Below are 21,323 nucleotides of genomic sequence, written 5' to 3'. Positions count from 1 at the left end.
CGTGCCAGTCTGGCATGCGCGGGCGCGGCTGCCAACGCGAAGAGTGCTAGCATCCCGCCCCTGATTTGGGCCGCAGCGGCGAGGAAAGCGCATGAAAGGCCACGTAATTTTGTCGCATGGCTCGGACAGCGGGCCAGGCGGCACCAAGGTGGCGGCGCTGGCGGTGGTGGCCAAGGCGTGCGGCTGGCGCGCCAGCTGCGCCGATTATCGCGACCTGGATGCGCGCGGCATGCTGGCCTGCATCGATCCGCGCGTGGCGCGGCTGCGGCAGATGATTCGCGCGGACGAACCGACCGTCCTGGTCGGTTCCAGCATGGGTGCTTTCGTTTCCGGCCTTGCTTCGCTCGACAGCCCCGTCGCCGGACTGTTTCTGATGGCGCTGCCGCTGGCAATTCCCGGCTATGCGCGCGCCTTCGGCGCCACGCGTGTCGCCACTGCCATCGTGCACGGCTGGGACGACGAGATCTGCCCTGCGTCGGAAGTCGTCGCCTATGCGCAGCAGCGTCGCGCCAGTCTGCTGATGCTGTCCGATGCGCACCGGCTGGCCGGGCATGTCGAACTGATCGCTGAACATTTCCGTCTTTTCCTCGCCGCGATCGAGGCCGAACCTGATCTGGCCGCTCTGGCCGAAGTGGAAGAATGAACGATCCGTTGAAACTGTTTGCGACCTGTCCCAAGGGTCTGGAATACCTGCTGCGCGACGAGTTGGCCGAGCTTGGCGCGCTGCAGCCGCGCGAAGCCCTGGCCGGCGTCTATTTCAGCGGCGACCTGGCCCTGGCCTACAAGGTCTGCCTGTGGTCGCGCCTGGCCAGCCGCGTGCTGCTGCCGCTGGCCGAGTTCGATGCAGGCGACGGCGAACAGCTGTACGACGGCATTGCCGCTGTCGACTTTGCCGCGCATCTCGCCGACGAAGGCAGCTTTGCCATCGACGCGGTCGGCGCGACGCGCGGCGTCACGCACAGTCATTACGCCGTGCAGCGCGTCAAGGACGCCATCGTCGATCAATTCCGCCAGCGCCTGGGCACGCGGCCGAACGTCGACACGGAACGGCCGGATGTGCGCTTCAATCTGTTGCTGCGGCGCGAACGCGCCACCTTGTCGCTGGATCTTTCCGGCGCTCCGCTGCACCAGCGCGGCTGGCGCCAGGGCCATGGCAAGGCCTCGCTGAAGGAAAACCTCGCCGCAGCCTTGCTGCTGCGGGCGCAATGGCCAGCGGTGTTCGCCGCAGGCGGCTGTCTGGTCGATCCGCTGTGCGGTTCCGGCACCTTGCTGGTGGAAGCGGTCTGGATGGCGGCCGACGTGGCGCCGGGCTGGAAGCGCGACTATTACGGCCTGCTGGGCTGGCGCGGCCACGATGCAGCGCTTTGGCAGGGGCTGCGCGACGACATGAACGCGCGCGCGCAAGCCGGGCTTTCCAGTCTGGGGCAGCGGTTTTTCGGCTTCGACCAGGATGCGGAGGTGCTGGAAGAAGCACGTCACAACGTCCAGCATGCCGGCGTGGCGGGTTTTGTCCATCTCGGCCGCCAGTCGCTCAGTCATCTGACGCGGCCGCGCGAATGCCCCCAGCCGGGCCTGCTGATTTCCAATCCGCCGTACGGCCAGCGCCTGGGCGAACGCGATGAACTGCAGCCGCTGTATCGCCTGATCGGTGAAAAACTGCAGCAGGAATTCAACGACTGGCGGGCCAGCATCATTACATCCGACGCCGAGCTGGGCCGCGCCATTGGCCTGCGCGCGGTCAAGCGCTATGCGTTCTACAACGGCGCGCTGGAATGCCAGCTGCTGAATTTCGACCTGGCCGCCAGCGCCGCTGCGGTGCCGCGCGAGGTCAAGCCCTTGTCCGACGGCGCACAGATGCTGAAAAACCGCCTGGACAAGAATCGCAAGCACCTGCGCAAGCGACTGGAGCGAGAAGGCCTGCAGTGCTATCGCATCTACGATGCCGACCTGCCGGAATATGCTGCGGCAATCGATGTCTATGCCGACCACCTGCATATCCAGGAATACCAGGCGCCGTCCACCATCGACGAAAACAGCGCGCGCCAGCGCTGGCGCGAGATCGTGCGCGTGGCCGGCGAAAGCTTCGGCATTCCGCGCGAGCGCATTGCGCTGAAGCAGCGCTACCGGGCCAAGGGCGGCGAGAAATACGGCCGCATGGACCAGCGCGGCGAATTTCTCACCGTGGAAGAGGGGGGGCTGAAATTCCTGGTGAACCTGTGGGACTACCTCGATACCGGCCTGTTCCTGGATCACCGGCCGCTGCGCGCCCGCGTACGCGAGCTGGCGCGCGGCAAGCGATTTCTCAACCTGTTCTGCTATACCGGCGCGGTCAGCGTGTTTGCCGCCGACGGCGGAGCCAGCAATACGGTAAGTGTGGATTTGTCGACAACGTATCTGGAGTGGGCTTCGCGCAATCTGGGTCTGAACGGATTCGTCGGCAACCGCCATCGCCTGGTCCAGGCCGATGCCTGTGCGTTCCTCGAGCAGGATCGCGAGCTATACGACCTTATCTATGTCGATCCGCCGACATTTTCCAATTCCAAGCGTGCGCAGGATTTCGACGTGCAGCGCGACCATGTGCGCCTGCTCACGCTGTGCATGGAGCGCCTGGCACCTGGCGGGCTGATCCTGTTCTCCAACAACTACCGCCGTTTCCATCTCGACAGCGAAGCGCTGGCCGCGCTGGACATGCGCGAAATCAGCGCCGCCACGATTCCGTTCGATTTCGAGCGGAATCCGCGCATTCATCGCGCCTGGGAACTGCGCCGCAAGGAATAGCCCCGCACCGGCCAGGCAGCGCGGGGGCGGTGCGGGTGCTCCCCGCGCAGCGCGGGTCCGCCAGGAAGCCTGTCGCCGCATGAGCATTGACCTTCAGCGGGCCGGCAGTTCGTGGTCATTGCCAAGTCATTGATTCTTTAACTGTGCCAAGGCTTGCGCGGCGTAAAGTGTGACGCAGGGCAGACTCGTCCGTTGACAATCGTCACCGGCTTCAATAAGCGCCGATTCAGCCGCCAAGCCCCAGCATCGGTCCCGCAATCTCGCAGGACTACAACCATGAATGCCCAAACTCCCAACTCGTTTCGCCGCATCGTTCTCGTTCTGGTAGCGCTCGCCGCTCTGGCCTTCGGTTCCGTGGCGTCCGCCCGCGATCATTTCAGTATCAGCATCGGTGGTCCGGGCTACGGAGTGAGCTATTCCAACTCCCATCGCTGGGGCAATAACTGGGGTGGCTACTACAACACCGGCTATCGTCCGCACTATGGCCATGGCTATGGTTACTACGATGGCTACCGCGGTCCGTATGACCGCGGCTATTACGCCCCGTATCCGCGTTATCGTCCTGTCGTTCATCACTACCGCCCCGTCGTACGCCGTGTCGAAGTGGTTCGTCGCGTAGACCGCTACGACCGTTACGACGATGGTTATTACAATCGTTCCAACGACCGTTACTACGACCGCGACGACGACTATTACGACCGCGACCGCTACTACGATCGCTAGCGCTTCCCGCCGGTAATTCCTGCCTGGACATCTCCGGGCGCTACCGGCATCACGGCCCCGCCATCTTTCCCCTGAGGTGGCGGGGCTTTCTTTTTGCCGCCTGGGTACAAGGCCGCGGCTGTTTTCGACCCTGCCGTCAAGCCGTCGCGCATGCGCACGGCGTCGTGGTACAAAGAGCGCTGTTCCCCACGGTAACGTCAATGCAACATCGCGCCAAACCGGCTCGCGGTGGCGGTGGCAACGGGCCATCTCCGACGCTGACTTTCTTTCGCCAATGGCTGAAGAATCCGTTGTCCGTGGCGGCGCTGTCGCCGTCGAGCAAGCAATTGGCACGGCTGATGGTGCGAGAACTGCCGCGGGAGGCCCAGCGCGTGGTCGAGCTGGGCGGCGGCACCGGCGTGTTCACCCAGGCCATGCTCGATCACGGCATCAAGCCCGAGCACCTGCTGGTGGTGGAACTCAACCAGGAACTGCACAAATTCCTGCAAGGCCGTTTTGCTGAGGTCAACGTCGTCTGCGGCGATGCCTGCACATTGCCGGCGCTGGTGCAGCAGCAGTCATTTGCGGCTGAAGGCCCGGTCGATGCGGTCATCAGCGGGCTGGGCCTGCTGTCCATGCCCAAGAGCCTGCAGCGCGACATTCTGCAGGCCGCTTTCGCGGTAATGCCCAGCGAAGGCCGCATGATCCAGTTCACCTACGGCCCGGTCAGCCCGGTGCCGCGGGAAACGCTGGACGAGCTCGGCCTCACTGTGCGCCGTGGCGGCTTTGCCTGGTGGAATATTCCGCCTGCGTCCGTATTCGTCTTCCAGCGCAGCCGTTCCAGGCCCATCACGCCGGTGCGAGCGGGCGAGCGCAACGCCGGCAAGGAGTAATACGGCCTCGCGGCGCAGCGGCGTCGCGATTCGCGGGTACACGGCGGCGGTTTGTTAAGATACGCGCCCTTTTGCTCCGCGATGCCTGCAATGACCGTTCGAACGCGTTTCGCCCCCAGTCCCACCGGCTACCTGCATATCGGTGGCGCTCGCACGGCCCTGTATTGCTGGCTGGAATCGCGGCATCGCGGTGGCGAATTCATTCTGCGTATCGAAGACACCGACCGCGAGCGCTCCACCGATGCGGCGGTGCAGGCTATCCTCGATGGCATGCAGTGGCTGCAGCTGGGCCATGACGAAGGTCCGTACTACCAGACCCTGCGCATGGAGCGCTATCGCCAGGTGGCCGAAGAACTGGTGCGCGCCGGCAAAGCCTATTACGCCTACGAGACCAAGGAAGAGCTGGAAGCCACGCGCAACGCGCAGCTGGCCGCCACGCTGAAGCCGCGCTACAACGGCGCCTATCGCGATCGCAGCGAACCGTTGCGCGACGATCCCAACCGCGTCATCCGTTTCAAGAACCCGCAGGGCGGTTCGGTCGTCTTCCACGACAAGGTCAAGGGCCGCATCGAGTGGAGCAACGACGAACTCGATGATCTGGTGATCTTCCGTTCTGACGGCTTTCCCACCTACAACTTCGCCGTCGTCGTCGACGATATCGACATGAAGATCAGCGACGTGATCCGCGGCGACGATCATGTCAACAACACGCCGCGGCAGATCAATATCTACAACGCGCTGAATGCCGAGCCGCCGAGTTTTGCCCATCTGCCGATGATTCTCGGCGCCGACGGGCAGAAGCTGTCCAAGCGCCATGGTGCGGTCAGCGTGATGCAATACCGTGACGACGGCTTCCTGCCGCATGCGTTGCTGAACTACCTGGTGCGCCTGGGCTGGTCCCACGGCGACCAGGAGATTTTCTCGCGCGAGCAGATGGTGCAGCTGTTCGATGTGGCCGACGTGAATCATTCCGCCGCGCGTTTCGATCTGGAAAAGCTGTCCTGGCTAAACCAGCAATACTTGAAGAACGACGATCCGGCCAGCCTGGTACCGCATCTGCAATGGCATCTCGATGCAGCAGGCTATGACTTGTCCGCCGGGCCGGCGCCGGCCGATGTGATCGTGGCGCTGCGCGACCGTTGCCGCACGCTGAAGGAATTGGCCGAGAAGGCGGCGATCTGGTATGGCCCCATCCAGGCCTGGGACGACGCCGCTGTGGCCAAGCACCTCGGCACACCGACTGCAGTACCGGCGCTGCAGGCCGTGCATGCCGCGCTGGCTGCTGTGGCAGAGTGGAAAGTGGAACAGATACACGGTGCCATCGAGGCGGCCGCGGCAGCCATCGGCGAGGGCATGGGCAAGGTCGCCCAGCCCCTGCGCGTGGCCATGACCGGTACCCAGGTGTCGCCTTCGATAGACCACACGGTCTATCTGACCGGCCGCGCCCGCGCCCTGCAGCGGATCGAAGACGCGCTCAAGCGCGCGGGTGCCTGAAACCGATAGCCTACCGAGGGCGTTGCCGTGGACGAATGGTTGCAACGCCTGATGGAAGGCATCGATCCGGAATCGCCGGACGCGAGCTACCAGTTGTTCCTGCGCCTGATGGGCCTGGTCGACTGGTGGCTGCTGTTCTGGCTTACCCTCGGCTGCATCGCGGTAGGCGGGCTCATAGGCTGGAAGCGCGGCACCTTCTGGCGTGATGTCGCCTTTGCGGCCGCGTTCGGACCGTTCGGCTGGATTCTTTCCTGGCTGTTGCCGCCGCCATTGCCGCCCTGCCGCCATTGCGGCAGATCCGTGACGGCTAAGCAGAATTTCTGCGCCCATTGCGGCAAGCCAATTGCCAGCGCCGTGGCGACTAACAGCAGCAGATAGGTGCTGTTGCGCCGGTTGCAAGCCCTAACCTTCGGCGCTTGACAGGTAGTGCCTGCGGGGACGATGTTGCAGTCAACATCGGCAAGGAGAGAGCAATGAGCACGAACGAAACCGGCCCCGACATGCTGCCGCCGAGCGAACCGCCGGTACCGCCGCCGCCGCCGCCGTTGTCTCCGCCGCCACCGGTATCGCCCGACGGCCTGCCCAGTGCGGAAGAACGCCAGTGGGCCATGTTTGCGCATCTGTCAGCTCTGGCCGGCGGCATCCTCACCGGCGCGCTCGGCGGACTGGGCATCTTCATCGGTCCGCTGGTCATCTGGCTGGTAAAGAAAGATACAATGCCCTTTGTGGATGACCAGGGCAAGGAAGCGCTGAATTTCAATATTACCGTCTGTATCGCCGCGCTGGCCTTGCTGCTGCTGTCCATCCTGACCTTGGGCATAGGCCTGCTGATCGCGATTCCGGTCGGGTTGGCCATCGGTGTTGCCTGGCTGGTGTTCACCATCATTGCCGCCATCAAGGCGAACGAGGGCGTGGTCTACCGCTATCCGGTCTGCCTGCGTCTGGTGAAGTAGGCCGGGTCTGAAATCGGCGGGGCGTGCCTGGCGCACACCCCGCCTTTTCACGTTAAGCAGCCCTTTCCGGCATTGCGCCGAAACGGCATGCAGCTTATATGCCGCTGCCCACGCGCTCGCGCAGTTCGTTGCGGTAGCGGCGCGAGCAGGGCAGGCTGGTTCCATCCTTCAGGTGTACGCGCGCGTCGCCGCTGTCCAGCGGTTCTATCATCGCGACCTGGTCCAGGTTGACGATGTAGCTGCGGTGTACGCGGGCGAAGCGTTGCGGATCCAGCCGCGTTTCCACGCTGGCGATGGTGCTGCGCAGCGGATAGTCGCGGCCGCGCACGCGCAGATTGGCGTAGTTTCCGGCGGCCTGTATCCACTCGATGTCGTTCGCGGCAACGAGGAATTCCTTGCCCAACTTGCGCACGAGGAAGCGTTCGGGCCGGTCGATGGCCTCTACCGGCGGGCCTACGTCGGGCTCGTCCAGCAGACGTGCCTCGCCCTGCAGGCGCAGCAGGATGAACCGGTAGACGTGAAGCAGCACCACCGCGCTGGCGAAGCCGCGCACGTCCTTCAGGTATTCGTAGAACAGCTCCTGGGGCCAACTGCCGTAGTCGTAGATCATTCCCTGCGTGGCGTAGGCAAGCTTGCGCAGGCCGACCATGCCCAGCACATGGGCCAGCGACCAGGCCATGCTGGCCGGCACATACCAGGGCAGGTTCTGGCGCCAGGTGTCCTGGTGCAGCGGGTAGCGCCGCGTGAATGCCACCACCGCCGGTACCAGCAGCAGGCTGACGACGCCGCTGCTGGTTTCCCAGACCGCTGCCTGCCAGGGCTGGTAGGGCAGGCCGGTGCGTTGAACGTCCATGATCACGGTCAGGCTGTTGAGCACGGCGTTGATCAGAAAGGCGCCGATCCAGAAGCCGTATTCGGCACTGCGGCGCCAGGGCTGGTAGCGGTCCAGCCAGTTTGCGGTATCGGTCATGCGCAGATTCTACGGAGCCGGCACCTGGGCCGGGCGCGTTTTGTCCCAGCTATCCGCGATTCGTCCCAAACCGTGTGCGATCAAGCCCTTGGTAGCGGCGTACCGGCACGGGGCGATGCAATCTGCGGCGGCCCAGTCTGGAGACGCCATGAACCGCCGCTACGATATCGATGCCTTGCGCGTGATCGCTTTTGCTTTTCTGATCCTCTATCACATCGGCATGCTCTACGTGCACGACTGGGGTTGGCACATCAAAAGCAGTTACCTGTCGGAAGACCTGCAACTGCCGATGCTGTTCATCAATCGCTGGCGCATGGACCTGATCTTCCTGATCTCGGGACTGGCCGCGGCGTTCCTGCTCAAGCCAGGCGAGAGTGGCCGCTTTCTCGCCCTGCGCAGCTGGCGACTGCTGCTGCCGCTGACCTTCGGCATCATTTTCGTCGTACCGGTGCAGCCCTATGTGCAAGGCGTGACCAACGGTGTGGTCGAGCCGGGTTTCCTTTCCTTCCTGAGCGAGTACTACAGCGCCAGGCGCTGGCCAGTGAACGCCTTCGACGGCTGGGAGCATGGCTATACCTGGAATCACCTGTGGTATCTGGCCTATCTCTGGGTCTATACCCTGTGGCTGGTGCTGCTGTTGCCGCTGTTGCGCAGTGCGCCGGGACGCTGGTTCAGCGAGGCGTTCGCAAGCCTGCGCGGGCCGGCGCTGCTGCTGTTGCCGGCATTGCCGCTGCTGTTCTACACCGTGGCCTTGCAGCCGCACTTTCCCGAGCGCGGCGACTTCATCCACGACTGGTATCGCAACGCGGTGTATTTCACCGTGTTCCTGTACGGCTTCGTCATTGCTCGGCACGACGGCTTCTGGGCCGAGGCCCTGCGCCTGCGCAAGGCATCGCTGGCAGTGGCGCTGGGCCTGTTTGCGCTATACACCTATGTGCGGCATGGGCTTCCGGACGACATTCCCTATTGGCACGAAGCGCTGATCTTCAGCCTGCGCAATTTCTATATCTGGGCCATGCTGCTGGCAATACTGGGCTGGGCGCATGCCCTGCTCAACCGGCCGTTTGCCTGGCTGCCACGGGCGAACGAGGCGGTCTATCCCTGGTACATGCTGCACCAGAGCCTGATCGTACTGATCGCCTACTGGCTGGTGCCGCTGAAACTCGGCGGCTTGCTGGAGTTCGCGCTGGTGCTGCTGGGCACCATGGCGGGCTGCGGGCTGCTGCATGAGTTCCTGATACGCCGCGTGAGCTGGCTGCGGCCGCTGTTCGGGTCAAAGCCCGCAGGCCCGGCGCGGGAAGTACCCGCCTTGCGCATGGCCGCCTACGGGCTTGTGCCTTTTATCACTTTGGTAATTTTCATTATCAGCCAGAGCTGAGCGCTACGGCGCTGCAGCGGTCCGTGGTTGCGCCTCGCGGCCACGGACCGCAACGGCAATGGCCGCTAGCCGGATTTCTTTCCCATCAGCTCACGCAAGGCTGCAAACGGATTCGACGTCGCTGCCGCGGCTTTTTCTTCTTCGATATTGCCGGTGTGGTCGATATAGCGCGAATGCTCGTTGTCGTGGCAATAGACGCAGAGCAGTTCCCAGTTGCTGCCGTCGGCCGGGTTGTCGTCGTGGTTATGGTTGCGGTGGTGGACGGTGAGTTCCTGCAGGTTGGCGCGGGTGAACTCGCGCGCGCAGCGGCCGCAGACCCAGGGATACATCTTGAGCGAACGCTCGCGATAGCCTTTTTCGCGTTCCGCGGCCGAGGCGCGGGCGTCGGCGACGATGCGGTCGAGACGGCTGCTGTCGAAATTCGGTTTGTTCGTGCTCATGGACGTTCCGGATCGTGCGTTCGATGGATGTGGTTACGACGGCGTTCGTATTTGCACAGCTTCCGCAACACCGTGCCGGGGCGGGCATGGCGACAATGGCAGCGCCTTAACCTGCCCCGTGGAGCATACGATGAAGCGCACATTCCCGGCAGCGCTGCTGATCGCCGCCTGCCTGCTGTTCGCCGCCGTGGCGACGGCGAAAGAAAAAAAAGCAGAACGGCCGCTGACGGCCGACAGCAAGGCCCTGTTCGATGACCAGGCCGAAGCTATCCGCCAGCAGATGCAGCCCGGCGGCCATTACGAATTCGTCTCCGTGCAGGAGCGCACCGAGGTGGAAAAAGGGCTGGAGACCGTATCCAGCGTGCTCGGCCGGCATGCGGATGCCAAGGATTTCAGCAGCGCAGACAAGGCAGAGCTTTTACAGGCACAGGAAAACGTCAACGCCATCCTGACCCGCAACGACGGACGCCGCCTGATCTGCGAGCGCAGCCGGCCTACCGGCTCGCACCTGGGCCAGGACAAATGCGTGACCCTGGCCGACAAGGAACGCCAGCGCCAGCTGTCCGAACGCGAAACCCGGCGCCTGCAGATGAAATCGCCGGGGCCGTCCGGATTGCCGAATGCCGAAGCCCTGCGCCGTGCCGGCGGCGGCTGAACGCACCCAGCGAAAACGCACCCTGCGAAAGCGCGGCACCGCTACGCAGGGGGCAATGAGCAACGCGAATTGCGCCGCAACCTGTTGCGACGTCGGTTGCCGTGTAGAACTCGCGGTGCAATTCGCTGTGCTCATCGCACCTTACAAAAGCGCACCCTGCAGCAAGGGTCAGGCCAGCTGATCCTTGGCCCAGGCAATATCCAGCGCTTCCATGGCATCGCGCGGTTTGAGCTTGCTGGCCTTGGCATAGGCCTCGGCGGCCGCGTCTTCCTGCTTATCGCCGTGCAGCAACAGCAAGCCGTTGCCGTATTCGATCCAGGCGATGGGCGAATCGGCGGTGAGCCTGGTGGCTTCCTTCAGATGCTTTTCCGCCGTTGCCGCACTGGCGCCGTAGGTGAGCTTGGCCAGCATGCCGCCGACCTTGCCGACGATCTCGGCGTGGTAAAGGCCCAGCGCGGTCTGTGCTTCCGCATGCTTGGGCGCCCGTTCCAAGGTGGCGTCCAGCGATTCCTTCACCTTGCCGGCCAGCCCCTGGGCCAGCGCCTTGGTGATGGAAATGCACTGGCTGTAGCGGCCGATGGCAAAGGCGCGGCGGTAATGACTGTTGGCTTCGCCCGGCAGGGCCGCGATGGCTTCCTCGGCCAGGCTGGCCAGGGCTTCGTAGCGCGCGAGCTTGTCTTTCTCGGCGTCGACCAGATAGGTCGCGTGGATGCCGGCAGCCTTGATCGCGACCGAAGCGCCGAGCGCCTTCAGCGCCTTGCCCTGTTCGAACGCGGCCTCGAACTCGCCCTTGTGGAAGGCGCGCCAGGCGTCCTGCAAGGCTTCGGCGCTGGCCGCCGCGTCCTTGCCCAGCTTGGCATTGGCCTTGAGCAGGCTGGCGACGTGCTTTTCGTCGGGGTAGGGCTCCTGGTCGCCGGCGTGCAGCGTCTTCCAGGCCTTGGCCAGCTTGTCGCCGGCGTAGTCGTATGCCTTGTCGGCATGGGGAAATGCGGCCCAACCCTTCTTCGCCATGGTCAGCTCTCCGTGAAGTCGGGCTAGCATTCCGCACTGCACGGAATCGCGCAACCGGTTGATAGACTTGCATGCCGGCACACTACCGCCGGCCATTCCCGACTCGCCGTGAGCCATCGCATGCCCGCCACCCCTGCCCAACGCGCCGCACAGTTGCGCGCCGAACTGGCCGAACACAATTACCGCTACCACGTGCTGGACGATCCCAGCATTCCCGATGCCGACTACGACGCGCTGCTGCGCGAGCTGATCGCCATCGAAACCGCGCATCCGGACCTCATTGCCGAGGATTCGCCGACCCAGCGCGTCGGCGCCGCCGTCTCGCGCGACTTTGCCGAAGTGGTCCACGACATTCCCATGCTGTCGCTGGCCAATGCCTTCGACGACGTGAACGCGCCCGACGACGCGGGCCGCTACGCCGATATCGCCGATTTCGTGCGCCGCATCGAAACTACCCTGGTCGTCAGCGCGCCGGAGTTTTCCGTCGAACCCAAGCTCGACGGCCTGGCTATCAGCCTGCGCTACGACGACGGCGTCTTCGTGCGCGGCGCGACCCGCGGCGACGGCAGCAAGGGTGAGGACGTCACGCCGAACCTGCGCACCATCAAGGCCATTCCCTTGCGCCTGCGTGGCAGCGGCTGGCCGGCGCAACTGGAAGTGCGTGGCGAGGTGTATATGCCCCGCGCGGCGTTCGAGGCGTACAACGCCAGGGCGCGCGACAGCGGCGACAAAGTGCTGGCCAATCCGCGTAACGGCGCGGCCGGCAGCCTGCGGCAGAAAGATCCGCAGGAAACCGCCAGGCGCCCGCTGGCCTTCTACGCCTATGCCGTGCACCTGCCGGCCACGCCGGAACAGAATCTCGGCGAGCGCCACAGCGCCGCGCTGGCCCAACTGCGCGAATGGGGTTTTCCCGTGTCGCCGGAGGTCTCCACCACGCGCGGCCTGGACGGACTTATCGCCTACTACCGCCGCATCGGTGCAAAACGCGACAGCCTGCCGTACGACATCGACGGTGTGGTGTACAAGCTCGACGACTACGCCGGCCAACGCGTCATGGGCTTCGTCTCGCGTGCGCCGCGCTGGGCGATAGCGCACAAATATCCGGCCCAGGAACAGTCGACCGAACTGCTCGGCATCGATATCCAGATCGGCCGCACCGGCGCAGCCACGCCGGTGGCGCGGCTCAAGCCGGTGCAGGTAGGCGGCGTCACCGTGAGCAACGTCACCTTGCACAACGCCGACCAGATCGAGCGCCTGGACATGCGTATCGGCGATTCGGTCATCGTGCGCCGTGCTGGCGATGTGATTCCGGAAATCGTCAAGGTGGTGCTGGAACGGCGTCCGGCGGGTACGCAGCCGTGGCAGTTTCCGGAGCAGTGCCCGGTCTGCCGTTCGGCCCTGGTGCGGGTGCAGAAGGTCAAGAAGCAGACCAAGGCCGGCATCGAATACGAGGAAGGCGTGGCCTGGGTCTGCAGCGGCGGCTTGTTCTGTCCGGCCCAGCGCAAGGAGGCCATTTTCCACTTTGCCGCGCGTCGCGCGATGGACATCGAAGGACTGGGCGGCGAAATCATCGACGACATGGTCGAGCTGCCGTTCCTGCGCCGCGACGGCGCGGCGCGGGCGCTGGCCAGTCCGGCCGACCTGTATAACTTGCAGCAGGACGACCTGACCGAGCTGCGCCGGCTGGCGCAGGAGCGCGACGGCAGCGTGCCGGAAACAGTAAAAAAGGGAAAAGTGGCAACCCGCTGGGCCGACAACCTGCTTGAGGCGATCGCCGCGAGCAAGTCGACCGTGCTGGAGCGTTTCCTGTTTGCGCTGGGCATACGCGACGTGGGCGAATCCACCGCCAAGGCGCTGGCGCGCTGGTTCGGCAGCCTGGAAGGCGTGATGACGGCCGATGCAGACGAATTGCGGCGGATTCCCGATGTCGGCCCTGTCGTTGCCGGGCGTATCGGCACCTTCTTTGCGCAGCCGCACAATCTCGAGGTCATCGCCGCGTTGCGCGCTGCCGGCGTGCACTGGCCCGAAGCCGAACCGCAGCGCGTGCCCCTGGGCGTACTGGCGGGCAAGACCGTAGTGCTGACCGGCAGCCTGGAACAGCTGAGTCGCGACGAGGCCAAGGACAGGCTGGAAGCGCTGGGTGCCAAGGTATCCGGCAGCGTGTCGAAGAAAACCGATTTCGTGGTGGCCGGGCCGGGGGCAGGTTCCAAACTGGAAAAAGCGACGGAGCTGGGTATCGAGGTGTGGGACGAGGAGCGGCTGCTGGCGTTTCTCGCGGAGCAGTGAGTGCTGAGCCGCGAGTGCGCTGTGTTCGAGTAAGGCGGCGAGGGTGATGCAGCGAGGCGATGAGGGTGGCCGCGATGCGGCGCGGTCAGGTCGAAGCGGTCAAGGCGAGGCGATGACGGACGAGCATGCGAAGGGAATGCGCAAGGAACCTACCGATGCGGAGCATGTGGTGTGGGAACGCTTGCGCCTGAGTCAGCTCGGCGCGAAATTCCGGCGCCAGCATCGGGTGGCGGGGTATATCGTCGATTTTGCCTGCCTGGAGCGGTGGCTCGTGGTCGAGCTGGATGGTGGACACCATGCACAGGACCAGGCTTATGACGAAAAGCGTTCGCGGACTTTGCAGGGTTTTGGTTTTCGCGTTGTGCGTTTTTGGAACAATGATGTACTGGCTCGCGTAGACGATGTGATCGCTGCGATTGCAGCGGAGCTGGCCTCACCACCGCCCTCTCACCCCAGCCCTCTCCGGCCCGTTGGGCGTTCGGAGGCGACAGAGCCGGATGGCTCTGTACGTCGCCTCCTCCCCCCTCGACTGCGTCGGGGGAGAGGGAGCCGTGAGCATATCGAGCGTCGAATGGCCGAGCAGTCGACTACTCAACCTCAGCCTGTCTTGAGCCCTCTCCCCCAAGCCCCGCATGGGGGAGAGGGTTGGGTGAGGGGGCAGCCGCTCGAATCGCCCTCACCCTCGGGTTTTCTGCAGCATCCTCAATTCTCGTCGGCACCTGTTGCCTTCCCCGATTCCAGCAAAACCCATCCCAATCTCCACCTGCGCGCCGCCCTGAACCACCTGGTCAGAAACTTTTTCCACAAAAGAAAAATACTAGAAGTAGAAACACCGCTGCTGTCCCAGGCCGGCAACACCGACCCCAATATCGAAAGCTTCAGCACCTGTTTCTCCGGCCACAGCGATGCCGGTGCGCCGCTGCGCTGGCTGCGTACCTCGCCGGAGTTCCCGCTCAAGCGCCTGCTCGCCGCCGGTGTCGGCGACTGCTACGAGCTAGGCCGCGTATTCCGCAACGGCGAAGCTGGGCGCCGCCACAATCCGGAATTCAGCATGCTGGAGTGGTACCGCGTCGGCTGGGACCATCGTCAACTGATGCAGGAAACCAGCGATCTCGTACGCGCTGCACTGGCCCTGGCCGGGCGCGAACTGCACAGCGTCACCTATACCTATCGCGAACTCTTCGTCGAGGCGCTGGGCCTGGATCCCTTCACCGCCACGCAGGACGAACTCGCCGCACCTCTGGCCGAATTTTCCATCGGTGCCGAAGGGCTGGGGCGCGACGACTGGCTGGACCTGCTGATCACCCACCGCATCCAGCCGCAGTTTCCCCACGATCGAATCACCCTGATCCACGACTATCCGGCGAGCCAATGCGCGCTCGCCCGCATCCGTGCCGACGCCGATCCCGTGGCGGAACGCTTCGAGCTGTACCTGGGCGCGTACGAACTCGCCAACGGCTATCACGAACTCAACGACGCCACCGAACAGCGCGCACGCTTCGAACGCGACAACGCGCGGCGGCGCGAACGCGGCCTGGCGGAAGTGCCGCTGGACGAGAACCTGCTCGCCGTCCTCGGCCAGATGCCGGCCTGCGCCGGTGTTGCCCTGGGCGTGGACCGTTTGCTGATGTGCCTGGCGAATACCGACGATCTGCGCGAGGTGATCGCGTTTCCGTTCGCTCAAGCCTGAGTTGCCGCGCGCGGTGGCCGCAGCCAGCGCCAGGCGATCAGCGCGCTGACCGCGGCAAAGGCCGCGCCCACTTCGAAGGCGAGCTTGCCGCCGCCGATGCGCCAGGCCTGGCCGGCGATCAGTGCACCCAGAGCGCCGCCGACGCCGGAGGAAAAGCCGTAGAACACGCCCTGGCCATGTCCCCCCAGTGGCCCCGGAAAGTACTGTGCCATCAGCTGCATGGCACCGGCGAAGAAGGCGGCGAAATTGATCGCGTGGGTGATCTGGGCCAGGATCATCAGTGGCACCGAATCGGGAAACAGCGCCGTCACCAGCCATCGCACGGCGGCACTGGCAACGGCGACCAGCACCACGGTCTGCGCCGGCCAGCGCAGGAACAGCCGCGGCGAATAGAAGAACACCAGCACTTCCACCGCCACGCCGATGGACCAGAACATGCCCAGTGCCGAGGGCTTGTAGCCGTGCTGCTCCAGGTATAGCGCGAAAAATGTATACAGCGGCCCGAACGAGATCTGCATCAGCAGGCAGACGACGAAGAACGCGACGACTTCCGGCTGGCGCAGGCGGCGGCGGAACTCGGCGCCGGCCGCCGGCAGGGCGCTGCGCTGGGCCGGGCCGTAGTCGTTGACGAAGGCCGACGTGGTCAGGCCCAGCAGCAGCGGCAGCATCAGCAGCGGCAGGTAGCCGATGGGCACGTGGTCCAGCAGCAGGCCGAACAGCGCGACCACGCCGATGAAGCCGATCGAACCCCAGACGCGGATGGCGCCATAGCGCTCGCTGATGCCGTGCAGATGCGACAGGGTAATCGCCTCGAATTGCGGCATGGTTGCGTTATGGAAAAAGCAGAAGATGCACATGGCCAGGAACAGCCCGCTGAACTGCAGCGGCAGCAGGAACAGGCAGAACGTGGCCACGCTGACGCAGCAGCCCAGCTGCAGCCAGCGTATCGGCCGCGACGAGCGCCCGGCCAGCCAGTTCCAGCTGCTGGGCGCGACGATGCGCGTGGCATACCACAGGCTCATGAGCACGCCGATGGCGGCGGCATCCTGGCCGTGGTCCTTGAGAAACAGGCTCCAGTACGGGGTGAATGCGCCGAGGATGGCGTAATACATGAAGTAGAAACTGGACAGGCGCAGCGCAGGCACGGGTTGGTTCATGCCGCAAAGGGTGCCACAAGCCGGTGTGGCCGTCCTATTCGACCAGTGTCAGTATCGGCAGTGCTTCAAGGCGGCCTGGCCGTGTCCGGGCCGGTGTCGCTGCGGCGACTGGCGCGAAATCGGAGTACGCCGTCGTGGTTCGGTGTGCGGCATGGCCAATCGTCCTGCGGTGCAATTCGCTGGCGCTCATCACACCCTACCAAAGCGACGAACTGCAGGGCGCGACGTGAGCAGCGAAGTGCACTGCAAGGTCTACGGATTGCGCAGAAAGCCAATCACCTGCGCCAGGATGCTGATGGCGATCTCGTGCGGTGTCTCCGCGTCGATGTCGATGCCGATCGGTGCCTGCAGGCGCTGCAAGGCCCGGGCGTACTGGGGCAGGGCGTCGGTGACCTGGCGGATGCGCCGGCGGCTGCCCATCATGCCGAGGAACTCCGGCGGTTCGCGGCAGAGCACGTCGAGCGTGGCGATGTCGGCGGCGAAGTCGCGGTTGAGCAGCACGGCGCAGCGCGTGCGCTGCGTGGCCATCACCGCGGCCAGCTGCGCGTAGCCGCCGCGCAGGATGCTGGCGCCGCCGAACGTGCCGTCAGCGAAACATTCGTTGCGCGAGTCGAATACGAAAATATCGAAATCCAGCCGCTGCGCATGCTCGTACAGCGCCTGGCCGCAATGGCCGGCACCGACGATCAGCAGGCGCGGATTAGGATTCAGCCGCTGCGCCGGCATTTCGTCCTGGGCCGGCAGGATTGCCGTCTGGCCGGCCTGCAATTGCAGCGCGATCGCTTCGGCCAGGGCCAGGTCGGCCTCGCCCGCCCAGCGCCGCAGCGTGATCTGCATGCGGCCGCCGCAGACACCGGCCGCGCCCTGTCCGCCATCGAGATCGATGCTCAGCGCCGCGGCACCGCTGTGCGCCGCGAGCAGGCCGCGCGCCGCCTCCATCACGCGCGCCTCGGCCAGGCCGCCGCCGATACTGAAGACGGCCTTGTCGCGCGCAATCAGCATGCGGCTGCCGCGTTTGCGCGGGGTGGCGCCGCGTGTCTCGATCACACTGGCCAGCACGACGGGCTCGCGCCGCAGCCAATCGGCCAGGCGCAGGAACAAGGGCTCGTCCATGATCAATCCGCCAGATCCAGCGCCGCCGCCGCCGGCTGTACGGCGCTCTGCCGTGCCTGTTCGATTGCCTGGAAAATCGCCTCGGGCGTGGCCGGCGATGCCAGCTGCACTGCAACGTTTGCTGCGGCGAACGCGGCGACGGCTTCGCGCAAGGCCTCGCGCACGCTCAGGGCCAGCATCAGCGGCGGCTCGCCCACGCCTTTGCTGCCGAAGATCACATCGGTGCTCGGTTCCTGCGAACGGCGGAACAGGGCGACGCGGAAATCCCGCGGTACTTCGCCCAGGGTCGGAATCTTGTAGGTGCTGGGTGCGTCGGTCAGCAGTCGGCCGGCGGCATTCCAGCGCAACTCTTCGCAGGTGAGCCAGCCCAGGCCCTGTACGAAGCCGCCTTCGACCTGGCCGCGGTCTATGTCTTCTGCCAGTGATTCGCCGACGTCGTGCAGCAGGTCGACCCGGCGCAACTGGTGTACTCCGCTAAAACCGCAGACTTCCACTTCTGCTACGGCCGCGCCGTAGGCGTAGTAGTAGAACGGGTGGCCGCGGCCCTGTTTCGGGTCCCAGCTCAGCCCCGGCGTGCGGTAGTAGCCCGTGGCTGACAGGCTGATGCGCGCGTTGTAGGCCGCATGCACCACATCGCCGAAGGCCAGCCGGCGGCCGCCGCCGTGCAGGAAAACCGCATCGTCGGTGAAACAGACTTGCTCCGCCGCGCCGCCGAGCATGCTCGCGGCCACCGGCCGGAGTCGTGCCAGCAAGGTTTCGCAGGCCGCTTTGACTGCCTGGCCGTTCAGGTCCGAACCGCTGCTCGCTGCCGTGGCCGAGGTATTCGGCACTTTGTCGGTACTGGTGGCCATGACGCGGATGCGCGCCACATCCACGCCGAGGACGCGGCTGGCTACCGCCAGCATCTTGGTGTGCAGGCCCTGGCCCATCTCGGTGCCGCCGTGATTGAGCTGGATGCTGCCGTCGGTATAGATATGCACCAGCGCGCCGGCCTGGTTGTATTCGGTCTTGTTGAAGGAAATGCCGAACTTCACCGGCGTGATGGCAATGCCGCGCTTGCTGTGCGCATGGGCGGCGTTATGGCGCGCCACGGCCTGGCGGCGCGCGTCGAACTCGCTGCTGGCCTTGAGCTGCTGCCACAGTTCGGCCAGGTGGTTGTCCACCACGGGCTGGCCGTAGGGCGTGAAATTGCAGCTGCCGTCGCCGTCCGTGCGATAAAAGTTGCGTTCGCGCACCTCGTCGGCGGGCAGGTTCAGTTCGGCGGCGATGCGCGCAAGGATTTCCTCGCCGACCAGCATGCCCTGCGGCCCGCCGAAACCGCGGAACGCGGTGTTCGAGGCGAGATGGGTCTTGCCGATCAGGCCGACAATATGCACATTTGGGCAAAAATAAGCGTTGTCGATATGTACCATGGCGCGCATCAGCACCGGCGGCGACAGGTCGGCGCTCCAGCCACCGTCGGCGTAGATCTTTACCGACAGGGCCTGCAGCAGGCCGTTGCTGTCGAAGCCGACCTCGTAGCGGGCCAGGAAAGGATGGCGCTTGCCGGTCAGCTGCATGTCGAGCTGGCGGCTCAGCTTGATGCGTACCGGCTGTTGCGTATGCCAGGCCGCCAGCGCCGCGATCGCGGCAAACGGGTTGGCCTGGGTTTCCTTGCCGCCGAAGCCGCCGCCCATGCGCAGGCAGCGGCAGACCACGCGGTTGGCGGCAATGCCTAGCACGCGCGCGACGATGATCTGGGTTTCGGTGGGGTGCTGGGTCGAGGCGACGATCTGCACCAGTCCTTCGGCGTCGATCTGCACCCAGCTGGCCTGGGTTTCCAGGTAGAAATGATCCTGTCCGCCGATGCTTACCTCGCCGCATACGCGCCGCGGCGCGAGCTCCAGCGCTGTGAGGGCATCGCCGCGGCTGACCTGGGCCGGCGGCAGGTGGAAGGACTGTGCCGCGATGGCCTGCTCCAGCGTAAGCAGGGCCGGCAATGCTTCATAGTTTACTTTTACCAAATTTGCCGCAGCGCGCGCCTGGGCTTCGTCGGCGGCGACTACCCAGGCCACCGGCTGGCCGTAGAACTGCACCCGTTCGCCTGCAATCAGCGGTTCGTCGTGCAGGATGGGGCCGGTATCGTTTTCGCCCGGTATATCGTGCGCGGTCAGCACGCGTACCACGCCAGGCATGGCCAGCGCCGCGGTCGCGTCGACGGACAGGATGCGCGCATGCGCGTGCGGCGCCTGCACCGGCCACAGGCTGAGCAGGCCGGCAGGCGGATGCTGCTCGTCGGTATACACGGCGCGACCGCTGACATGACCGCCGGCGCTTTCGTGCTTGCGGCTCATGCGGCGGCCTCCGCCGGTGCCGGCCCGTGTTCGGCGACGAACTTGGCGAACAGGTTGCCGCACAGCGCACGGCGGTAGTCGGCGCTGGCGCGATGATCGCTCAGCGGCGCAAAAGCTTCGCGCAGTAGCGCCTGGGCCTGCTCCACACAGGCCGCATCCAGGCGCCGGCCGAGCAGGAAATCTTCCACCGCCGCCGCCCGCCGCGGCACCGCGGCGACGCCGCCGTAGGCCAGTCGGGCAAGGACTACGCGGCCGTCCGCATCGAGTTCCAGCGCGAACACCGCGGCGACGATGCTGATGTCGTCGGTCTGGCGCTTGGCCACCTTGTAGGCGGCGCTGATCAATCCGCGCCGGCGCGGCAGGGTGACGCCGAGAATCAATTCCTCGGGCTTGCGCGCGGTCTTGCGGTAGTCGAGAAAATAGTCGGCGATGGCCACCTCGCGTCCGCCGTCGCAGCCGCGCAGATGCACGGTCGCATCCAATGCCAGCAGTACCGGCAGCAGATCGCCGATCGGCGATGCCGTGCCCAGGTTGCCGCCGACCGTGGCGCGGTTGCGCACCTGGCGCGCGGCAAACCACGGCAGCATCTGGTCCAGCGCCGGAAACACGCCGTCCAGGCGTGCTTCCAGTTGCGACAAGGCCAGGCCTGCGCCAATGTATACCGCGTCCGCGGCGATGTGCAGCTGCTTCAGTTCGGCGATTCGGTCCAGCGCGATAAAGCGCGGCGCAACCGGCTTGCCATGGCTGAGTTCCACGCCCAGGTCGGTAGCGCCGGCAATCCAGGCGGCGTCGGGATACTGGTGCCGCAGCTGCAGTGCCTGGTCCAGATCGGCAGGACTGAAATAGTCGCCCAGGGCGTGTGCCGCGGCGGCGGACTGCGGCTGCTCCAGCAGCTGGCGGAATGTGTCGTCGGCCGCCGGGCGGTTGCCGGCCAGCCAGTCGGTCGCCGTGCGTATCGGCCGGTAGCCGGTGCAGCGGCACAGATTGCCTTCGGTAGTGTTGTCGTCCAGCTCGCCGCCGTAGTAGCCGGCGAACAGGCTCATGACGAAACCCGGCGTGCAATAGCCACATTGCGACCCGGCGCAGTCGACCAGTGCTTTTTGTACCGGATGCAGATCGGCCTCGCTGCACGACAGCGCCTCGACGGTCAGCACGCGCCGGCCGGGCAGGGCGCCCATCGGCAGCAGGCAGGAATTGACGGCGCGGTAATGCGGCTGGCCGTTTTCGTCGTCCTCGACCAGGGCGACCGTGCAGGCGCCGCAGTCGCCGTCGGCGCAGCCTTCCTTGGTGCCGGCCAGGCGCTGGCGCTTGAGCCAGCGCAGCAGGGATTCGGTGGGATCGGTGCCGCGCAGATCGATGCAATTGCGATTGAGCTGAAATTGGGTCTTTTCGGTCATCGTCCAAGAGTAGCGCGGGCTGCGCGGCTTGGCACGCTGGGGCGCGGCATGGCCGGCGTGGCCGTGTGGCAGC

The 21,323-nt window shown here is 65.3% G+C and carries 18 protein-coding genes and 1 pseudogene; 12 read left to right on the top strand and 7 right to left on the bottom strand.

Annotated elements, in window-relative coordinates; all coding sequences use genetic code 11:
* The first annotated feature begins 91 nt into the window (after nt 1-91).
* From DFR29_RS24505 to DFR29_RS24475, 7 genes are all read left to right on the top strand, one after another.
* Nucleotides 92-643 carry an alpha/beta family hydrolase gene (locus DFR29_RS24505; RefSeq protein ID WP_133821282.1) on the top strand — a complete coding sequence of 184 codons (552 nt, stop codon included), beginning with the start codon at nt 92-94 and terminating at the stop codon, nt 641-643.
* Nucleotides 640-2,778, top strand: coding sequence for a bifunctional 23S rRNA (guanine(2069)-N(7))-methyltransferase RlmK/23S rRNA (guanine(2445)-N(2))-methyltransferase RlmL (gene rlmKL, locus DFR29_RS24500; RefSeq protein WP_133821281.1), 2,139 nt, complete (start codon nt 640-642; stop codon nt 2,776-2,778). Before DFR29_RS24505 ends, rlmKL begins: the two co-directional genes overlap by 4 nt.
* A gap of 276 nt (nt 2,779-3,054) precedes the next feature.
* Complete coding sequence (locus DFR29_RS24495) at nt 3,055-3,501, top strand: hypothetical protein (protein ID WP_133821280.1); 447 nt, start codon at nt 3,055-3,057, stop codon at nt 3,499-3,501.
* Between the two features lie 200 nt (nt 3,502-3,701).
* Nucleotides 3,702-4,373: a class I SAM-dependent methyltransferase gene (locus DFR29_RS24490; protein ID WP_133821279.1), complete on the top strand. Its 672-nt coding sequence runs from the start codon at nt 3,702-3,704 to the stop codon at nt 4,371-4,373.
* Between the two features lie 90 nt (nt 4,374-4,463).
* The gene (gene gltX, locus DFR29_RS24485) at nt 4,464-5,867 is read left to right on the top strand and encodes a glutamate--tRNA ligase (RefSeq protein ID WP_133821278.1); all 1,404 of its coding nucleotides are present in this window, start codon (nt 4,464-4,466) and stop codon (nt 5,865-5,867) included.
* A gap of 51 nt (nt 5,868-5,918) precedes the next feature.
* A complete protein-coding gene (locus tag DFR29_RS24480) occupies nt 5,919-6,245 on the top strand; it encodes a zinc-ribbon domain-containing protein (RefSeq protein WP_133821277.1) in 327 nt (108 codons plus the stop codon).
* A 95-nt stretch (nt 6,246-6,340) separates the two neighbouring features.
* Nucleotides 6,341-6,820, top strand: a complete 480-nt coding sequence (locus DFR29_RS24475) for a DUF4870 domain-containing protein (RefSeq protein WP_425598888.1) — start codon at nt 6,341-6,343, stop codon at nt 6,818-6,820.
* A 94-nt stretch (nt 6,821-6,914) separates the two neighbouring features.
* On the opposite strand, the gene DFR29_RS24470 is transcribed toward DFR29_RS24475, so the two are convergent.
* Nucleotides 6,915-7,790 (bottom strand): LytTR family DNA-binding domain-containing protein, encoded by an 876-nt coding sequence (locus tag DFR29_RS24470; protein ID WP_133821276.1) that lies wholly within the window; start codon nt 7,788-7,790, stop codon nt 6,915-6,917.
* Between the two features lie 148 nt (nt 7,791-7,938).
* Here DFR29_RS24470 and DFR29_RS24465 point away from each other — a divergent pair, with 148 nt between their 5' ends.
* Nucleotides 7,939-9,168 carry an acyltransferase family protein gene (locus DFR29_RS24465; protein WP_133821275.1) on the top strand — a complete coding sequence of 410 codons (1,230 nt, stop codon included), beginning with the start codon at nt 7,939-7,941 and terminating at the stop codon, nt 9,166-9,168.
* 65 nt (nt 9,169-9,233) lie between these two features.
* Here DFR29_RS24465 and DFR29_RS24460 read toward each other — a convergent pair whose 3' ends face one another.
* Nucleotides 9,234-9,608 carry a YajD family HNH nuclease gene (locus tag DFR29_RS24460; RefSeq protein WP_133821274.1) on the bottom strand — a complete coding sequence of 125 codons (375 nt, stop codon included), beginning with the start codon at nt 9,606-9,608 and terminating at the stop codon, nt 9,234-9,236.
* A 130-nt stretch (nt 9,609-9,738) separates the two neighbouring features.
* On the opposite strand from DFR29_RS24460, the gene DFR29_RS24455 reads away from it, so the two are divergent.
* Nucleotides 9,739-10,263 carry a hypothetical protein gene (locus DFR29_RS24455; protein WP_133821273.1) on the top strand — a complete coding sequence of 175 codons (525 nt, stop codon included), beginning with the start codon at nt 9,739-9,741 and terminating at the stop codon, nt 10,261-10,263.
* 168 nt (nt 10,264-10,431) lie between these two features.
* Here DFR29_RS24455 and DFR29_RS24450 read toward each other — a convergent pair whose 3' ends face one another.
* Nucleotides 10,432-11,274 carry a hypothetical protein gene (locus tag DFR29_RS24450; RefSeq protein WP_133821272.1) on the bottom strand — a complete coding sequence of 281 codons (843 nt, stop codon included), beginning with the start codon at nt 11,272-11,274 and terminating at the stop codon, nt 10,432-10,434.
* A gap of 120 nt (nt 11,275-11,394) precedes the next feature.
* Here DFR29_RS24450 and ligA point away from each other — a divergent pair, with 120 nt between their 5' ends.
* The 3 genes and pseudogenes from ligA (at nt 11,395) to epmA (ending at nt 15,250) form a co-directional block, all read left to right on the top strand.
* Complete coding sequence (gene ligA / locus DFR29_RS24445) at nt 11,395-13,560, top strand: NAD-dependent DNA ligase LigA (RefSeq protein WP_133821271.1); 2,166 nt, start codon at nt 11,395-11,397, stop codon at nt 13,558-13,560.
* A gap of 46 nt (nt 13,561-13,606) precedes the next feature.
* Nucleotides 13,607-13,978, top strand: a pseudogene (locus DFR29_RS29420) (endonuclease domain-containing protein); the annotation flags it as partial.
* 273 nt (nt 13,979-14,251) lie between these two features.
* Nucleotides 14,252-15,250: an EF-P lysine aminoacylase EpmA gene (epmA, locus tag DFR29_RS24440; protein ID WP_425598889.1), complete on the top strand. Its 999-nt coding sequence runs from the start codon at nt 14,252-14,254 to the stop codon at nt 15,248-15,250.
* Here epmA and DFR29_RS24435 read toward each other — a convergent pair.
* From DFR29_RS24435 to DFR29_RS24420, 4 genes are all read right to left on the bottom strand, one after another.
* Nucleotides 15,241-16,407, bottom strand: coding sequence for an MFS transporter (locus DFR29_RS24435; protein ID WP_133821269.1), 1,167 nt, complete (start codon nt 16,405-16,407; stop codon nt 15,241-15,243). The two genes, epmA and DFR29_RS24435, sit on opposite strands and share 10 nt — an antisense overlap.
* A gap of 252 nt (nt 16,408-16,659) precedes the next feature.
* A complete protein-coding gene (locus tag DFR29_RS24430) occupies nt 16,660-17,520 on the bottom strand; it encodes an XdhC family protein (RefSeq protein ID WP_133821268.1) in 861 nt (286 codons plus the stop codon).
* A 2-nt stretch (nt 17,521-17,522) separates the two neighbouring features.
* Nucleotides 17,523-19,853, bottom strand: coding sequence for a xanthine dehydrogenase molybdopterin binding subunit (gene xdhB, locus DFR29_RS24425; RefSeq protein WP_133821267.1), 2,331 nt, complete (start codon nt 19,851-19,853; stop codon nt 17,523-17,525).
* Nucleotides 19,850-21,250 carry a xanthine dehydrogenase small subunit gene (locus DFR29_RS24420; RefSeq protein WP_133821266.1) on the bottom strand — a complete coding sequence of 467 codons (1,401 nt, stop codon included), beginning with the start codon at nt 21,248-21,250 and terminating at the stop codon, nt 19,850-19,852. The genes xdhB and DFR29_RS24420 overlap by 4 nt, the downstream gene beginning before the upstream one ends.
* Between the last annotated feature and the right edge of the window lie 73 nt (nt 21,251-21,323).

The sequence above is a fragment of the Tahibacter aquaticus genome (assembly GCF_004363655.1).
In the GTDB taxonomy this organism is placed as follows: Bacteria; Pseudomonadota; Gammaproteobacteria; order Xanthomonadales; family Rhodanobacteraceae; genus Tahibacter; species Tahibacter aquaticus.
This window is presented reverse-complemented; position numbering and strand designations above follow the sequence as displayed.

What these genes read in the sequence shown, in the direction of transcription:
- xdhB (WP_133821267.1), bottom strand. Translation starts at nt 19,853, where the DNA reads ATGAGCCGCAAGCACGAAAGCGCCGGCGGTCATGTCAGCGGTCGCGCC.
- DFR29_RS24435 (WP_133821269.1), bottom strand. Translation starts at nt 16,407, where the DNA reads ATGAACCAACCCGTGCCTGCGCTGCGCCTGTCCAGTTTCTACTTCATG.
- DFR29_RS24420 (WP_133821266.1), bottom strand. Translation starts at nt 21,250, where the DNA reads ATGACCGAAAAGACCCAATTTCAGCTCAATCGCAATTGCATCGATCTG.
- ligA (WP_133821271.1), top strand. Translation starts at nt 11,395, where the DNA reads ATGCCCGCCACCCCTGCCCAACGCGCCGCACAGTTGCGCGCCGAACTG.
- DFR29_RS24475 (WP_425598888.1), top strand. Translation starts at nt 6,341, where the DNA reads ATGAGCACGAACGAAACCGGCCCCGACATGCTGCCGCCGAGCGAACCG.
- DFR29_RS24490 (WP_133821279.1), top strand. Translation starts at nt 3,702, where the DNA reads ATGCAACATCGCGCCAAACCGGCTCGCGGTGGCGGTGGCAACGGGCCA.
- DFR29_RS24430 (WP_133821268.1), bottom strand. Translation starts at nt 17,520, where the DNA reads ATGGACGAGCCCTTGTTCCTGCGCCTGGCCGATTGGCTGCGGCGCGAG.
- DFR29_RS24480 (WP_133821277.1), top strand. Translation starts at nt 5,919, where the DNA reads ATGGAAGGCATCGATCCGGAATCGCCGGACGCGAGCTACCAGTTGTTC.
- DFR29_RS24495 (WP_133821280.1), top strand. Translation starts at nt 3,055, where the DNA reads ATGAATGCCCAAACTCCCAACTCGTTTCGCCGCATCGTTCTCGTTCTG.
- DFR29_RS24460 (WP_133821274.1), bottom strand. Translation starts at nt 9,608, where the DNA reads ATGAGCACGAACAAACCGAATTTCGACAGCAGCCGTCTCGACCGCATC.
- gltX (WP_133821278.1), top strand. Translation starts at nt 4,464, where the DNA reads ATGACCGTTCGAACGCGTTTCGCCCCCAGTCCCACCGGCTACCTGCAT.
- DFR29_RS24450 (WP_133821272.1), bottom strand. Translation starts at nt 11,274, where the DNA reads ATGGCGAAGAAGGGTTGGGCCGCATTTCCCCATGCCGACAAGGCATAC.
- DFR29_RS24505 (WP_133821282.1), top strand. Translation starts at nt 92, where the DNA reads ATGAAAGGCCACGTAATTTTGTCGCATGGCTCGGACAGCGGGCCAGGC.
- DFR29_RS24455 (WP_133821273.1), top strand. Translation starts at nt 9,739, where the DNA reads ATGAAGCGCACATTCCCGGCAGCGCTGCTGATCGCCGCCTGCCTGCTG.
- DFR29_RS24465 (WP_133821275.1), top strand. Translation starts at nt 7,939, where the DNA reads ATGAACCGCCGCTACGATATCGATGCCTTGCGCGTGATCGCTTTTGCT.
- DFR29_RS24470 (WP_133821276.1), bottom strand. Translation starts at nt 7,790, where the DNA reads ATGACCGATACCGCAAACTGGCTGGACCGCTACCAGCCCTGGCGCCGC.
- rlmKL (WP_133821281.1), top strand. Translation starts at nt 640, where the DNA reads ATGAACGATCCGTTGAAACTGTTTGCGACCTGTCCCAAGGGTCTGGAA.